Origin of the sequence: Mycobacterium sp. E787, from assembly GCF_001668725.1 — a bacterium.
Lineage (GTDB): Bacteria > Actinomycetota > Actinomycetes > Mycobacteriales > Mycobacteriaceae > Mycobacterium.
On record NZ_LZKL01000055.1, the window covers coordinates 154,208 to 169,813 of the forward strand.

Sequence of the window (15,606 nt, forward strand, 5' to 3'; positions counted from 1 at the left end):
CTTCGGTCGGACTACCGGCACCGTAGGCGGCTCCCGATCTCCCGGCATCCGGTTATCCACAGCCGACTTGCGGCCGGTTTCGGCGCTGCTACCGTCGCCCGACGGTGGGAAGGGGTCGAGATGACTCAATGCTTTGTGCCCGTGGGGCGGCGGCCGGCGCCTGCGGTCGCAACCGCGGACATCGCTGTCGAGGCGCCGCCGAGCCCCCCGCCGCCTCGATCGCCCGGCTGGCTGCCGGTTGCCGCCTCGATCGCGGGTCTCGGTGTGATGACGGCCGTGTTCTTCTCGGGGTCGACCGCCGCCCGCAATCCGATTTTCCTGGCGTTCCCGGCGATGACGCTGGCATCCGTCGCGGTGGCCGCGGGCCGCGGCCGCAGGCAGGGGCGCGGCATCGACACCGACCGGGTCGAGTACCTCGGCTATCTCAGCCGGCTCCGCGCAACGGTCACCGAAATCGCTACCGCGCAACGACTGTCGCTGCGCTGGAGCCACCCCGACCCCGACACGCTGTGGACCCTGATCGGCGGTCCCCGCATGTGGGAGCGCAGAGCGTCCGATCCGGATTTCTGCCTCGCCCGGGTCGGGATCGGGAACCTACCGCTTGCCGCCCGGTTGGTAGCGCCGGACCCGCCGGCCCGCGATGCCTCGGATCCGGTCACCGCGACGGCACTCCATCGCTTCCTGACAGCCAACGCGGTCCTCGCGGACGCGCCCGTCACGGTCGCCCTGTTCGGGGTTGCAACGGTGACGGTCGACGGAGATGTGGCCTCGGTACGTGCACTGCTGCGCGCGATGATCTGCCAGCTGGCCGTGCTGCATCCGCCGGATCGCTTGCTCATCGCAGCGGCCGTCGGTGATCCGAATCGGCGGCACTGGGACTGGCTGAAGTGGCTGCCGCACAATCAACATCCGACGGCCACCGATGCGGTCGGGTCCGCGCGGATGGTGTATCCGAGCCTGCCGGAGGCGCGGCGTGCGCTCGCCGATGCGGTCCCCCACGCGATCGTGGTCGTCGACCTGGGTGAGCGGGCGACGTCCGGTGCGATCACGGGGTGCACCCTGCTCGAGGCCGGTTGCCACCGCCCCGGCGCCCCGGTGACGATTCGGCGGGACGACGAACCCCAGCCGTTGCCATGTCCCGACCGCATGGAACTGGTCGACGCGCTGACCTGTGCCCGGCGGCTCGCCGCGTATCGGGCGGGCGCGGCGGACGGCGCGTGGTCCGACCTGGCGGCCCTGGGAGATCTCGCCGACTTCGACCCGATCACGTTGTGGCACAACCGGAACCACCGTGAGCGGTTGCGCGTCCCGCTGGGCACCGCGCTCGACGGCACACCGATCGAACTGGACATCAAGGAGGCGGCCGACAATGGCATGGGCCCGCACGGGCTGTGCGTGGGAGCCACCGGGTCGGGCAAGTCCGAGCTGCTGCGCACCATCGCGCTGGGGATGGTGGCCCGGAACTCCCCGGAAGAGCTCAATCTGCTGCTGATCGACTTCAAAGGGGGCGCAACGTTTCTCGACCTGGCGCGGGCGCCGCACGTCGCCGCCGTCGTCACCAACCTCGCCGACGAGGCGCCGCTGGTCACCCGCATGCGCGACGCGCTGGGCGGCGAGATGGACCGCCGGCAACGGCTGCTCCGGGCGGCACGCTGTGCCAGCGTCGCGGCATACGACCGCGCGCGCCGGGCCGGCGGCCAGCTGGCCGCCCTGCCGACGCTGTTGATCATCATCGACGAGTTTTCCGAAATGCTCAGCCAGCATCCCGAGTTCGCCGACATGTTCGTCGCGATCGGCCGGCTGGGCCGGTCGCTGGGCATGCATCTGTTGCTGGCCAGCCAGCGGCTCGACGAGGGCCGCCTGCGCGGCCTGGAAGCCCACCTGGCCTATCGGATATGCCTGAAGACCCTGACCGCCGGCGAATCACGCGCGGTGCTGGGAACGCTTGACGCATACCAGCTGCCGAACGCGCCGGGCGCGGGGTTTTTGAGCACCGGCAGCGGCGAGTCGATTCGGTTTCAGGCCGCGTTCGTTTCGGGGCGGTTGACGGCGACCGGCCCCGCGCACGCGCCGACGCCTCCGGCGCGGGTGTTCAGCTCGCGGGCGGCCGGCCGGGTTACCCGCGCCGTCGGGACCGAGGGCACGCGGACCGTGCTGGAGTGCGTCCTCGACCGGGTGGCCGGACACGGGCCGCCCGCGCACCAAGTCTGGCTGCCCCCGCTCGGGGCGGCACCGGCACTGGACGACCTGCTCCGCGACCGCGCACCGGCGCTGGACGGCCTCACCGTGCCGATCGGTGTCGTCGACCGTCCCTTCGAGCAATGCCGCGCGCCGCTGTTGGCCGAATTGTCCGGAGCGGCAGGCAATGTCGCGTTCGTCGGGGCGCCCCGATCCGGCAAGTCGACGGCATTGTGCACGCTCATCACGGCGTTGGCGGCCACCCACGGTCCGGGACGGGCGCAGTTCTACTGCCTGGACTTCGGCGGCGGGGCGCTGGGCTCCGTGCGAACCGTGCCGCACGTCGGCGCCGTCGCCGGCCGGGCCGAACCCGAGCTGGTCCGGCGGGTGGTCGCCGAGATCGAAGCCATCGTCCGGTACCGCCAGGAGCACCGAAATGTTGTCTCGGGTGACGGCGATCGCCTCAGCGACGTCTTCCTCGTCGTCGACGGCTGGGCGGGCCTGCGTCGCGAGTTCGAGGAACTGGAGGCGCCGGTCAGCGCCCTTGCGGCCCAGGGTCTTTCGTTCGGCGTTCATGTGGTGTTGTCGGCGTCGCGCTGGGCCGAGATCAGGCCGTCGCTGAGGGATCAGATCGGCACCCGCATCGAGTTGCGGCTGGGCGACCCGGCGGATTCCGAGATCGACCGCAAACGGGCGCAGCAAGTACCCCTCGACAGGCCGGGCCGCGGACTATCCCGCGAGGGCCTGCACATGGTCCTCGCGCTGCCCACCGACAGGTTCCGTACCGATGGTCCCGCCGCGCCCCCGATAGCGCTGCTTCCCCGGCACGTCGACCACGACGTCGTGGTGCAGCGAGCGGGTGCCGAGATCGGTGCGTGCGTCCTGCTCGGCCTTCAGGAGCGCGGATTGCGTCCGGTTTCAGTCGATTTCGGGCGCCACGCGCACCTCCTGATCCTCGGGGACACCGGGTGCGGAAAGACCGCCACGTTGCGGACCCTGTGCCATGAGATAGTCCGGACCAAGACCGTCGCGGAGGCCCAGCTGCTGATCGTCGATTTCCACCGCTCCCTGCTGGGCGTCGTCGAGTCGGAACACCTCGCGGGCTACGCCGGGTCGCCGGCCGCCTTGGGCGCGACGGTGCCGGATCTGCTCGATTCCCTGCGCCGGCGGATGCCCCCGTCGGACGCCAGCCCGGCGCAGCTCAGTGCCGGGTCCTGGTGGTCCGGGCCCGACCTCTATGTCCTGATCGACGACCACGACCTGGTCGCCACGGCCGCGGGCAACCCGCTCGGGGCCGTCGTCGACTACCTGCCGTACGCAAAGGATCTGGGGCTGCATCTCGTGGTGGCGCGCCGCGGCGGTGCAGAGCGCGCCCTGTTCGAGCCGCTGTTGACGGGGCTGCGTGACCTCGGCTGCATGACGTTGACGATGAGCGGGCGCCCGGACGAAAGCACGCCGTGGGGGGCCGGGCGCCCGCAGCGCCTGCCGCCGGGCCGTGGCGTTCTGGCGACCCGCGCCGGTGACGACCAGCTTGTCCAGGTGGCGTGGGTCCCGCCGCCGTGACACGCCATCGGGCCGTCATCGAGGCCGGGCCCGGAACGATCCGCCGATTATGTTGTGGGACAAGTGGTGTGGCGGGCGGCGATGTCTCGGAGACCGTGCGGGTGGCGCTGGGCGCGATTGACGATCGGGTCGCACTGGTCGGTGGGCGACCGGTCGCCGTCGGTTCGCTGTGGCGCGCCGCGCTGAGATCACTGACGTGTGCGGACTGCGACGGCGTGCTCGTGGTGCATCCGTCCTGGTGGCCGCCGGCCCGTGTCGACGTGGTGACCAGGGCCGCCACCATGCCGGGGGTTGACGCGCTGGCGCGTCCGCGGTCGTGGCTGCTGGCGCGCGCGTCGGACGCCCGCGGCGAGGCGACGGTGGTCGTGGAGGTCGCCGAGCGGCTGGTGGCGATCACCGGCGCCGAGGTCGCCGCGATACCGCGCGTTGCCGACGAGCATTCGGTTGCTGAGGAGGTGGCCACGGTCATCGCCGGCGATGCCCATCACCCGTCGGCGGTCGTCCTGATCGACGCGCCCGGCACGGTTGCCGGGGGTCCGACCCTCGCCGCGTTGATCGCCGGGGCGGTGCGCGGTAGCGGGCGGGCGGTGGTGGAGATCGGTGACGCCGAGCTGGCTCGGTCGGTGCCGGACGAGGTGCCCGCCCCACCCGAGGCCGGGGCAGGCGCCGCAACCGGAGACGCCCGGTCCCGCGCGCGGACCGTGGCCGGGCTTGCGGCGGCCGTCGTCGCGCTGACGGCGTTGCCGCTGGCGATCTCGGGCGGGGCGCCCCGCCGCGGGGGCGGACCGCCCCCGGCCACGGTGCTGCCGGTGCCGACGACATTGCTCGTCGAGGGCCGCGTCGCGTTGACGGTGCCCGCGAACTGGTTGGCGCAGCGGGTGGTGACCGGCCCCGGGTCGGCGCGGGTACAGGTCACCTCGCCGACGGATCCCGAGGTGGCGTTGCACGTCACGCAGTCGCCGGTGCCCGGCGAGACGCTGGGGGCCACCGCCGAGCGGCTGAAGCGCGCGATCGACGCGGAGGCCACCGGGGTGTTCGTCGATTTCAACCCTTCCGGGAGCAGCGCGGGCCGCCCGGCGGTGACGTACCGCGAAGTGCGCGGCACACACCACGTGCGCTGGTCCGTGCTGCTGGACGGTCCGGTCCGGATCAGCGTCGGCTGCCAGAGCCGCCCCGGCGGCGAGGAGGCCGTTCGGGAGGCGTGCGAGCAGGCGGTGCGGTCCGCCCACGCGATCGGATGAGTCGGCGAATCGGGCGGAACCGAATACCTCCCCGCGCGGTCCAATCTGATATGGCGAACACTCTCAGCACCGACCTTGGCGTGATGCGCACGGTGGCGGCCTCGACGGACGCGCGCAACGACGAGATCCGGGCAATGCTGCAGGCCTTCATCGGACGCATGGGCAGCGTGCCGCGCTCCGTGTGGGGTGGGATCGCGGCCGCGCGGTTCAAAGATGTGGTGGACCGCTGGAATGCCGAGTCGACGCGGCTTTACCACGCCCTGCACACGATCGCCGAGACCATCCGGCACAACGAGGCCGCGCTGTCGGAGGCGGGCGAGGAGCACGCCCGCCGCATCGCCGCCGCCGGCGGGAACGTGTGAGGGAGGGAACGTGGACCAGGTGCTGTCCTACAACTTCGGCGAGATCGAATACTCGATCCGCCGGGAGATCCACGCGACCGCGACCCGCTTCAACGCGGCGCTCGAAGAGTTGAACTCGCAGGTCGCGCCCCTGCGGGAGCTGTGGACCCGCGAAGCGGCCGCCGCGTACCAGGCCGAGCAGTTGAAGTGGCACCAGGCGGCCACGGCGCTGAACGAGATCCTGGTCGAGCTGGGGAATGCGGTGCGCGACGGTGCGGAGGAGATGGCGAACGCCGACCGGCGGGCGGCCGGCGTCTGGGCACGATAAACGTGATGGCCCCTGTGTGGTCCCGGCGGGGGAGAGCCGCCGGGACCACACAGTCATTTTGACCTGCGGGGACGCGCATCGGTAAGCTGCTCGGTTGGCGTGCGGTACGCCGGGGTCTCGGGTCAACGTCGGTCGCCGAGATGAACCCCACCGTGAACGCCTGACCGGCACCCGGCTCGACCCGGGATCCACCTCGAGAAGAGAAGGTAAGCGCTGTGCCCACCTACGCGCCAAAGGCGGGTGACACCACACGGTCGTGGTACGTCATCGACGCCACGGACGTGGTGCTTGGCCGCCTTGCCGTCGCGGCAGCCAACCTGCTGCGCGGCAAGCACAAGCCGACGTTCGCGCCCAATGTCGACGGCGGTGACTTCGTCATCGTCATCAACGCCGAAAAGGTCGCCCTGTCCGGCGACAAACTGCAGCAGAAGATGGCTTTCCGCCACTCGGGGTATCCCGGCGGTCTGCACAAGCGCTCGACCGGCGAGCTGCTGCAAAAGCACCCGACCCGCGTCGTGGAGAAGGCGATCGTCGGCATGCTGCCCAAGAACAAGCTCAGCCGTCAGATCCAGCGCAAGCTTCGCGTCTACGCGGGCCCGGAGCACCCCCACACCGCTCAGCAGCCGGTGCCGTACGAGATCAAGCAGGTGGCGCAGTGACCGAAACAACCGAGGCCTTGGAGACCCCGGCGACCCCGGAGACCCCGGAGACGCCGGAGACCCCGGCCGAGGCTCCCGCCGCCCGTCCCGCCGAGTCGTTCGTGTTCGAGCGGCCCATCCAGACCGTCGGCCGCCGCAAGGAGGCCGTGGTGCGGGTGCGCATCGTGCCCGGCACCGGCAAGTTCGACCTCAACGGCCGCAGCCTGGAGGACTACTTCCCCAACAAGGTGCACCAGCAGCTGATCAAGGCCCCGCTGGTGACCGTGGACCGGGTGGAAAGCTTCGACGTGTTCGCCCTGCTGCATGGCGGCGGCCCGTCGGGGCAGGCGGGCGCGCTGCGCCTGGGCATCGCCCGGGCGTTGATCCTGGCCTCGCCGGAGGACCGGCCCGCCCTGAAGAAGGCCGGCTTCCTCACGCGTGACCCGCGTGCCACCGAGCGCAAGAAGTACGGGCTGAAGAAGGCGCGCAAGGCGCCCCAGTACAGCAAGCGCTGATCAACGCTCGCTTTTCGGCCGCGACTTGGCAACTTTTGCGCAAGTCAGCGGCGTGTCTGCGCACCAAAACGCATGGTTTCGGTCAGAAAAGAACGGGCACGTTAGGTGAACGACCGCCAACTGTGAGAGGTTTTTCGGCATGGGTCGACTATTCGGCACCGACGGTGTTCGCGGGGTCGCCAATCGCGAGTTGACCGCCGAGCTGGCGCTGGCCCTGGGCGCCGCGGCGGCGCGGCGACTGGCGAGTTCCGTTGGGCCGGGCCGGCGGGTCGCCGTGATCGGGCGCGACCCCCGGGCCAGCGGCGAGATGCTGGAGGCGGCCGTGATCGCCGGGCTGACCAGCCAGGGAGTCGACGCGCTGCGGGTCGGGGTGCTTCCGACACCGGCTGTGGCGTACCTGACCGGTGCCTACGACGCCGACTTCGGGGTGATGATCTCCGCCTCGCACAACCCGATGCCCGACAACGGCATCAAGATCTTCGGTCCCGGCGGCCACAAGCTGGACGACGACACCGAGGATCAGATCGAGGAACTGGTTGCGGCGGGACCCGGCTTGCGCCCGGTCGGCGCCGGGATCGGCCGCCTTGTCGACGCCGAGGACGCCGACGACCGCTACCTGCGCCACCTGTCGAAGACGTGCACGCTGCGGCTGGACGGCCTGACCGTGGTGGTCGACTGCGCCCACGGTGCCGCATCGTCGGTGGCGCCGCGCGCCTACCGCGCCGCGGGCGCGCGGGTGATCGCGATCAACGCCGAGCCGAACGGGCTCAACATCAACGACGGCTGCGGCTCGACGCACCTGGATGCGCTGAAGGCGGCCGTCGTCGAGCACCGCGCCGACCTCGGCCTGGCGCACGACGGCGACGCCGACCGCTGCCTGGCCATCGACGCCAACGGGAACCTCGTCGACGGCGACCACATCATGGTCGTGCTCGCGCTGGCCATGCGGGAGGCCGGCGAACTGGCCTCCGACACGCTGGTGACCACCGTGATGAGCAACCTCGGGCTGCACCTGGCGATGCGCGCGGCCGGCATCACCGTGCGCACCACGGGCGTCGGCGACCGCTACGTTTTGGAGGAGTTGCGGGCCGGCGACTACAGCCTCGGCGGCGAGCAGTCCGGCCACATCGTGATGCCCGCGGTGGGCTCCACCGGCGACGGCATCGTCACCGGGCTGCGCCTGATGACGCGCATGGTGCAGACCGGCTCGTCGCTGGCGGACCTCGCCTCGGCGATGCGGGCGCTGCCCCAGGTGCTGATCAACGTCAAGGCCGCCGACAAGGCCACCGCCGCGGCGGCCCCCTCGGTGCGGGCCGCCGTCGAGCAGGCCGAGGCCGAACTGGGTGACACCGGGCGAATCCTGTTGCGCCCCTCGGGAACCGAGCCGATGATCCGGGTCATGGTGGAGGCCCCCGAAGAGGCCATCGCGCAGCGCGTCGCGGCCGGTGTCGCCGAAGCGGTGAGCTCCGCGCGCTGATCCTTCCGCTGGAACCCCGGCGCGGTGTCGGGCGTCGGATTAGGCATGGAATTCGATAGCCCCGGGGTGTACAGGGTCTCCGACCAGCTGGACGCGGCCGCGGAACTGCTCGATCGTGCCGTGGGAGATCACTTGGCGCGGTTGGCTTTCGGCGCGGCGAGCGCCGGCCGGGCGCACACCGCTCGCGGGGATGCCCTGCGTGTCCAGCTGGACCGCTTGACGGCCGAGGTGACGCAGTGGTCCCGGGCGGCAACCGCGGCCGCGGCCGCGCTGCGCGCCGGCGCCGACCGCTACGCCGACGCCGAACTGTACACCGCGGCGCGGATCGCCTGATCGTGGCCGAGCGGTTGGACGTCGCCGAGCGCCTCGCCGAGGGCCGGCCCGCCGTCGAGCACACCCAGGCCTACGTGCAGGCCTGCCACGCGCTCGGTTACCGGTACCCCGAAATGACGTCGCATCCCTTCCGGATTCGCGATTGGTACGACAGCGAAGATGGCCTCGACCTTCGCACCCTCGATCGCGACTGCGCGGAACTGCGGGCCGCGGGCGCGGCGGTCATGGAGGCGCTGCGGATCCAGCGCGCGCAGATTTCCGAGCTGGCCACGGCGTGGGCGGGCGCGGGCGGGGACTCCGCGGCCCGGTTTCTGGAGCGTCACTGCGACGCCGCGAGCGCGGTGGCCCTCGAGGTCCGCGCGGCGGCTCAGCGGTGTGAGTCCCTGCGGGACAACCTGTGGTACCTCGTCGACTCGAAGGTCGCGACGGCCATCGCCATCGACGATCGCACGCGGGCCCAGCAACCGGCGTGGTTGGCCGCCGCAGCCGCGGTGACGTCCGGCGCGGGGGACCGGGCGAGCGCCGAGGAGGTGGTCCGTGAGCAGATACAGCCCTACGTGGACAACGAGATTCGCGACGACTGGCTGACGACGATGCGCTCGACGGTGGACGGTGTCGACACGTCCTACGACATGGTCATCGACCGGATGGCGGTCACGCCACCGGCGCGCTTCGAGGTGCCCGGCGATTTCGGGCCCGACTATCGGCCGCGTCCGGCGGGCCCGCCGAGCCCGGCGGCAGGCGTGGCGGCGCCCCCGGCAGCCGTGCCGGCTCCCCCGGCAGGCGCGCCGGCTCCCGCGGCCGCGCCCGCGCCCGCCGCGGCTGCCGGGCCGCCGGTCGATCCTGCACCCGCGCCGACATTGGCCTCGGCCGCGCCGGCAACAAACCCCGCGATCCCGGCTCCGGCACTGCCCGAGCTGGGGACCGCCTCCGGCATGCCGGCGGGCGACCTGGGCGGCGGCCTGAGTGGGCTGGGCGGGCTCGGCGGGCTGGCCAACCGGATCGTCGAGGCCATGGGCTCCCTGTTGGGTCCGGCGGACCAATCAGGCGAGGAGGGCACCGTCGATGGCGAGGAGCCGTTCCACCCCGATGACGACGCCGACGATGACCCCGAGGACAAGCCCGGTCAACCCGACGAGCCGAAAGATGCCGACCACACACCCGACGACGAGGCGCTCAAGCCCGCCGACCGGGCCGTGCCGGTCGATGCGTCGGCGCCGGGCGCCGCGCCAGCCGCACCGGACGGTCCGCCCGCACCGGTCGACGCACCGCCGGCCCCTGCCGCGCCGCCGGCCCCGGCCCCGCCGCCGGCGCCTGTTGGCAACGAGTCGAAAACGCCGTGCGAGATCGCCGCGGACCAGCTCCCGCAGGCGGGAAGTTGATGCCCTCAGGCCGGCCGCAGCGCGAGCACGTCCTCGACGAAGCGCACGCCTTCGCCCGCGTCGGCGGCCAGCGGGCTCACCAACAGGGTCGTCACGCCGGCCTCGGCGAAGGCGGCCAGGCGTTCGGCGACGTACCCGCGGGGGCCGACGAGGGACATCCCGCGGACCAGCTCGTCGGGCACCAGGTCGATGGCCTCGGCCTTCCGGCCGGACAGGTACAGCTCCTGGATCCGGTCGGCGACCTCGCCGAAGCCGTAGCGGGTGGCCAGGTTGTGGTAGAAGTTGCGGCCCTTGGCGCCCATCCCGCCGATGTAGAGGGCCAGCTGCGGCTTGACCCAGGCCAGCCGCTCCTCGACGTCGTCGCCGACGGCCAGCGACGCGTGCACCATGACGTCGAGCGGCCCCAGGGCGGGATCGCGTTTGGCGGCCCCGGCGGCCAGCGCCTCGCCCCACACCAGATTCGCCTTCTCCGGAAGGTAGAACACCGGCTGCCAGCCCTCGGCGATCTCGGCGGTGAGCTCGACGTTTTTCGGGCCCAGCGCCGCGATCGTGATCGGAATGCGTTCGCGCACAGGGTGATTGATGAGCTGCAGCGGTTTGCCCAGGCCAGTCCCGCGGTCGGCGGGCAGCGGGATCTGGTAGTGCTTGCCGGCGTACTGCACCCGCTCGCGGCGCCAGACCTGCCGACAGATCTCCACAATCTCGCGGGTGCGGCCCAACGGGGCGTCGAACTCCACGCCGTGGAACCCCTCCATCACCTGGGGCCCGGACGTGCCGATGCCGAGCCGAAATCGCCCGTCGGACACGAAATCCAGGCCCGCGGCGGTCATCGCCAGCAGCGACGGCGTGCGGATGTAGATGGGAAACACCCCCGACGCGAGTTCGACGGTGCTGGTCTTGGCGGCCAGATACCCGAGCTGGCTCACGGCGTCGAAGGAATATGCCTCGGCCACCACCGCGATGTCGATGCCGGCCTTTTCGAGTTCGACGATGCGGTCAACGCCTTCGTGAAACCCGCCCGAGTAGTCCAGGGCGATCCCGATTCGCATCAACGACAGATACCACGGCGTCGGTGGCACGCCCCTGTGGGGAGTGTCACTTCAGCAGCGCGACGACCTTCTCTTCGAGGGCGACCGGCTCGGCCTCGGGATCCACCGGATCGGTCCGCGGCAGCTTGGCGTCGGGATCGGTGAAGTCGCGGTAGGTCTTGTCCCCGCCCAGCGCGTTGAGCAGGTAACCGGTCAGCAGCGCGCGCACCGAGCGCTGCGTGCGCCGGTCCGGCCCGGCCAGCCCGAACACCGTGGTCAGCCGGCGGCCCTCGACCAGCCCGCCGGGTTCGGCCTTGTGCACGATGCGCAGGGTCGCGGTGTCCCACGCGGCGTCCAGGGCCAGCGCGTTGGAATTCAGCGATTTCGGATCCCCCGGCGCGGTCAGGATCAACCCCGGGACCCTCAGCGTCGCGGCGGGTTGCTCGGCGGGGGGGCTGGTGACCGACGGGAAGAGCGCCGCCACGGCCGCGGGCTTGGCGGGCATGCCGGCCGCCGCGAACACGGCCGCCGAGCCGCCGAACCCGTGGCCCACGACGCCGAGCTTGGCCGGATGCACGCTGATGTTGCCCGGCCCGAGGCGCACACCGGCCACGATGTCGAGGGCGGTGCCGAGGTCGAAGGCGAAATTGAGCACGGACGGCGCCAGGCCCCGCTGGGTGTCGGGCGCCCCGGCCACGATGCCCCACGACGCCAGGTGCTCCAGCAGGCCGGAATAACGAGCGGCGCCGGCGAGCCAATCGTGGCCGAACGCGACGCCCGGCAGATTGAGCCCCGCCTCGGGCGTGTACACCACGCCCGGCAAACCTGCAAAGGCCAGGTCACCGCGCAAAACCCGGTGCGGGCCACGGCGGCTGAGGGCTGCGACGAGCTTGCGGATGCGGGCCACCCGTCGACGTTAGCGCATGGAGCCGCTAGGCAGTGACCTCGATCAGACCCACCCGCCACAACGCCGCGTACAGGTGGCGCAGTGGGATGCTCAGCAAACGAGAGGCCGCGTCCACCATCGGGTCGCCGCCGGCGACCGGCGGGCGAGGGGTCCGCTTCGGCGCGGGCGCAACGGTCGGCCGTGACGCGGCCTGGACAGTCACCACCTCGTCGATCAGAACTGCGGTCATGGTTCCCTCCTGGAAGATCCACGGGGCCGTGAGATCTATTCGAATGCGGCCAGATCTCCGATTCCCTGATTAGGTTTTAACATTTGCTAGACGGCTATTTTCGTAAGGTTTACGGATAGTTGAACTATTGACATTGACTTGTATCTAAAGTGACGTGGTAAGGATTCTCGGCCGAATTTGATGCGGTGCGCCGGCGTGGCAATTAGGGGGCTGACCATTTGATTTGCCGATAGAGTCCGCCGCAAATTCGTCCCGGTCCTGATCGGGCGAGAGCCACCCCCGTCGTTTCTTCCGCCAGCAGTGGGTTGTTGCCAGCTTGGGTCCCACATTTCGCAGTGTAAGGCGGGCAGTTGCTGGGCGCCGGAAGCCAACGGGAACGACACGAATACATCGGGTGAAATAAGCCCTGATCGTTTGTTAAATCGGTGTGAATGCATCCCTGCGGTCCTTCCCGGCGCCGGTGTCGCTGACCACAGCGTCGCGCCCCGGCCTGGAGGGATCCTCAACGGATGCTTGGTGGCGGCGCGCCCGCGGTATCCGCAGGTCGGGCCCGTGCTGGCGGGTCCGCGGCGATCGCTGCACTACCCTGTTCAGGATGTGCGGGATTGTCGGCTACGTCGGGCAGCGCCCGGCCTGCGAGGTCGTCATGGACGCGCTGCGCCGGATGGAGTACCGCGGCTACGACTCAGCGGGAATCGCGCTGGTCGACGGCCGGGGCAAACTGATCGTCCGGCGTCGCGCCGGCCGGTTGGCCAACCTGGAAGAGGCCATCGAAGAAACCGAGCAGACGACGCCCGGGGCGCTCGCCGGCACCACCGGCCTGGGCCACACCCGCTGGGCCACCCACGGCCGCCCCACCGACCGCAACGCCCACCCGCACCGCGACGCCGCCGGCAAGATCGCGGTCGTCCACAACGGCATCATCGAGAATTTTCCGGCCCTGCGCCACGAGCTGGAGGCGGCCGGCGTGGAGTTCGCCAGCGACACCGACACCGAGGTGGCGGTGCACCTGGTGGCCCGGGCCTACCGGCACGGCGACACCGCGGGTGACTTCGTCGCCTCGGTGCTGGCGGTGCTGCGCCGGCTCGAGGGCCACTTCACCCTGGTGTTCGCGAACGCCGACGAGCCGGGCACCATCGTGGCCGCGCGCCGCTCGACCCCGCTGGTCGTCGGCATCGGCGACGGCGAGATGTTCGTCGGCTCCGACGTGGCGGCGTTCATCGAACACACCCGTGACGCCGTCGAACTCGGCCAGGACCAGGCCGTGGTGATCACGGCGGACGGCTACCGCATCACCGACTTCGACGGCAACGATGACGCCGCGAGTGCCCGCGTTTTTCATATCGATTGGGACCTGGCCGCCGCCGAGAAGGGCGGCTACCCGTACTTCATGCTCAAAGAGATCGCCGAGCAGCCCATCGCGGTGGCCGACACCCTGCTGGGGCACTTCGTCAACGGCCGGATAGTGCTCGACGAGCAGCGCCTGTCCGACCAGGAACTCCGCGAGATCGACAAGGTGTTCGTGGTGGCCTGCGGCACCGCGTACCACTCGGGGCTGCTGGCCAAGTACGCGATCGAGCACTGGACCCGGCTGCCGGTGGAGGTGGAGCTGGCCAGCGAGTTCCGCTACCGCGACCCGGTGCTGGACCGCAGCACCCTGGTCGTGGCCATCTCGCAGTCGGGGGAGACCGCCGACACGCTGGAGGCGGTCCGGCACGCCAAGGAGCAGAAGGCCAAGGTGCTGGCGATCTGCAACACCAACGGCTCGCAGATCCCGCGCGAATGCGACGCGGTGCTCTACACGCGCGCCGGCCCGGAGATCGGCGTGGCCTCCACCAAGACCTTCCTGGCGCAGATCGCCGCCAATTATCTGGTCGGCCTGGCGCTGGCGCAGGCCCGCGGCACCAAGTACCCCGACGAGGTCGAGCGCGAGTACCGCGAGCTCGAGGCGATGCCCGACCTGGTGGCCCGCGTGCTGGCGATGATCGAGCCGGTGGCCGCGCTGGCGCACCGGTTCGCCCAGTCCTCGACCGTGCTGTTCCTGGGCCGCCACGTCGGCTACCCGGTGGCGCTGGAGGGCGCCCTGAAGCTCAAGGAGCTGGCCTACATGCACGCCGAGGGGTTCGCCGCCGGGGAGCTCAAGCACGGCCCGATCGCGCTGATCGAAGACGACCTGCCCGTCATCGTCGTGATGCCCTCGCCCAAGGGCCAGGCCACGCTGCACGCCAAGCTGTTGTCCAACATCCGTGAGATTCAGACCCGCGGCGCGGTGACCATCGTGATCGCCGAGGAGGGCGACGACACCGTGCGCCCCTACGCCGATCACCTCATCGAAATCCCTTCGGTGTCAACGCTTCTGCAGCCGCTGCTGTCGACCATCCCGCTGCAGGTGTTCGCCGCGTCGGTGGCGCAGGCCCGCGGCTACGACGTCGACAAGCCGCGAAACCTGGCCAAGTCCGTCACCGTCGAATAGCCGAATGGGTTCCGCCGTACAATCTCCGGGCGGTCAAGTCGTGCGAGCGAGGGGGAGGCGCATTGTCGGCGGATGGTTCGGCCCAGCGGGGCAGGCGCTCGGGGCGAGTGTTGATCGTCGGTCTGGTGGTTCTGTTCGTCGCGACCTACGCCATCACGGTGGGGCTGTATTCCCGATCCGGCTGTGGCTGCCCGCGTCAGGTCACCCAGGGCCAGCCGGCGCCCGACGGGACCACGGTGACGATCGATCTCCAAGAACTCCAGTCGGTCAAGGGCGGGCTGAGCGGCAATATCACCGTTTCGCCGGGGCATGAGCTGCTGGATCCGCTGACCGGCGGCCTCACCGAAGATCTCGCCGTCGCCGTCCACTCCGCGGTGACGCCCACCAAGCGCAGCTGGGCGAAGGGCACGGTGCCGGGCGTGTCTCCCGTCCCGCTGACCATCACGGGCGACCCTTCGGATTGGCCTTTCGACCACTACCACTCGGGGCCGATCACGGTCGATCTGTTCCGCGGCGCCTCGCCGGTGCCGCAACGGGCGTCGGTCACCTTCATCGACCGCATTCCGGGCTGGCGCGTCGACATACCGGTCAGCGCCAGATCGGGTATCGCCGCGCCCATCGCCGCGCCTTACCGGGTGGAATTGCGCCGGTCGCCGAGCACGGCGGCATTCGCCGCCGTCATCGTCGCCATGATGATCGCGATCGCCGCGATCGGACTCTCGGTCGCCGTGCTGACGGCGCTCGACCGGCGAAAGTTTCAGCCGCCGATGACGACGTGGTACGCGGCGATGCTTTTCGCCATCATGCCGCTGCGCAACGCCCTGCCGGACGCGCCGCCGATCGGGTCGTGGGTCGATGTCACCGTCACGTTGTGGGTGATCGTCGCGTTGGTGAACGCGATGCTGCTCTACATCTTCTGCTGGTGGCGGCACCTGAGACCCGAGCCGGCCACCGTCGCGTAGCAACGCCGGGC

Annotated in this window: 14 protein-coding genes; 11 read left to right on the top strand and 3 right to left on the bottom strand. The window is 70.8% G+C overall.

Annotated features, from left to right (window positions below):
* The first annotated feature begins 120 nt into the window (after nucleotides 1–120).
* The 9 genes from eccCa to A5705_RS11865 all read left to right on the top strand — a co-directional run bounded on the left by eccCa (nucleotide 121) and on the right by A5705_RS11865 (nucleotide 9,996).
* A complete protein-coding gene (eccCa, locus tag A5705_RS11825; RefSeq protein ID WP_067873551.1) occupies nucleotides 121–3,741 on the top strand; it encodes a type VII secretion protein EccCa in 3,621 nt (1,206 codons plus the stop codon).
* Nucleotides 3,738–4,982 (top strand): type VII secretion-associated protein, encoded by a 1,245-nt coding sequence (locus A5705_RS11830; protein ID WP_067873798.1) that lies wholly within the window; start codon nucleotides 3,738–3,740, stop codon nucleotides 4,980–4,982. Before eccCa ends, A5705_RS11830 begins: the two co-directional genes overlap by 4 nt.
* 50 nt (nucleotides 4,983–5,032) lie before the next feature.
* Nucleotides 5,033–5,344: a WXG100 family type VII secretion target gene (locus tag A5705_RS11835; protein WP_082956424.1), complete on the top strand. Its 312-nt coding sequence runs from the start codon at nucleotides 5,033–5,035 to the stop codon at nucleotides 5,342–5,344.
* A 10-nt stretch (nucleotides 5,345–5,354) separates the two neighbouring features.
* Nucleotides 5,355–5,651 (top strand): WXG100 family type VII secretion target, encoded by a 297-nt coding sequence (locus A5705_RS11840; protein ID WP_067873556.1) that lies wholly within the window; start codon nucleotides 5,355–5,357, stop codon nucleotides 5,649–5,651.
* Nucleotides 5,652–5,866: 215 nt separating this feature from the next.
* Complete coding sequence (rplM, locus tag A5705_RS11845; RefSeq protein ID WP_067873559.1) at nucleotides 5,867–6,310, top strand: 50S ribosomal protein L13; 444 nt, start codon at nucleotides 5,867–5,869, stop codon at nucleotides 6,308–6,310.
* Nucleotides 6,307–6,804 carry a 30S ribosomal protein S9 gene (gene rpsI / locus A5705_RS11850; RefSeq protein ID WP_082956425.1) on the top strand — a complete coding sequence of 166 codons (498 nt, stop codon included), beginning with the start codon at nucleotides 6,307–6,309 and terminating at the stop codon, nucleotides 6,802–6,804. The genes rplM and rpsI overlap by 4 nt, the downstream gene beginning before the upstream one ends.
* A 139-nt stretch (nucleotides 6,805–6,943) precedes the next feature.
* Complete coding sequence (glmM, locus tag A5705_RS11855) at nucleotides 6,944–8,281, top strand: phosphoglucosamine mutase (RefSeq protein WP_067873561.1); 1,338 nt, start codon at nucleotides 6,944–6,946, stop codon at nucleotides 8,279–8,281.
* A 45-nt stretch (nucleotides 8,282–8,326) separates the two neighbouring features.
* Nucleotides 8,327–8,614 (top strand): hypothetical protein, encoded by a 288-nt coding sequence (locus A5705_RS11860; RefSeq protein ID WP_067873564.1) that lies wholly within the window; start codon nucleotides 8,327–8,329, stop codon nucleotides 8,612–8,614.
* 2 nt (nucleotides 8,615–8,616) lie between these two features.
* On the top strand, nucleotides 8,617–9,996 hold the full coding sequence (locus A5705_RS11865; protein WP_068277612.1) for a hypothetical protein: 1,380 nt from the start codon (nucleotides 8,617–8,619) through the stop codon (nucleotides 9,994–9,996).
* Nucleotides 9,997–10,001: 5 nt separating this feature from the next.
* Here A5705_RS11865 and A5705_RS11870 read toward each other — a convergent pair whose 3' ends face one another.
* The 3 genes from A5705_RS11870 to A5705_RS11880 are packed head-to-tail and all read right to left on the bottom strand — an operon-like array spanning nucleotide 10,002 to nucleotide 12,160.
* Entirely contained in the window at nucleotides 10,002–11,045 is a 1,044-nt protein-coding gene (locus A5705_RS11870; protein WP_067873569.1) for an LLM class F420-dependent oxidoreductase, read from the bottom strand.
* A gap of 46 nt (nucleotides 11,046–11,091) precedes the next feature.
* The gene (locus A5705_RS11875; protein ID WP_067873572.1) at nucleotides 11,092–11,931 is read right to left on the bottom strand and encodes a dienelactone hydrolase family protein; all 840 of its coding nucleotides are present in this window, start codon (nucleotides 11,929–11,931) and stop codon (nucleotides 11,092–11,094) included.
* Nucleotides 11,932–11,956: 25 nt separating this feature from the next.
* On the bottom strand, nucleotides 11,957–12,160 hold the full coding sequence (locus A5705_RS11880; protein WP_068277614.1) for an Rv1535 family protein: 204 nt from the start codon (nucleotides 12,158–12,160) through the stop codon (nucleotides 11,957–11,959).
* A gap of 595 nt (nucleotides 12,161–12,755) precedes the next feature.
* Between A5705_RS11880 and glmS the strand changes: the two genes are divergently transcribed.
* Both glmS and A5705_RS11890 read left to right on the top strand, forming a co-directional pair.
* Entirely contained in the window at nucleotides 12,756–14,633 is a 1,878-nt protein-coding gene (gene glmS / locus A5705_RS11885; protein ID WP_068277617.1) for a glutamine--fructose-6-phosphate transaminase (isomerizing), read from the top strand.
* Between the two features lie 62 nt (nucleotides 14,634–14,695).
* Entirely contained in the window at nucleotides 14,696–15,595 is a 900-nt protein-coding gene (locus A5705_RS11890) for a DUF4436 domain-containing protein (protein WP_068277622.1), read from the top strand.
* Nucleotides 15,596–15,606 lie beyond the last annotated feature (11 nt).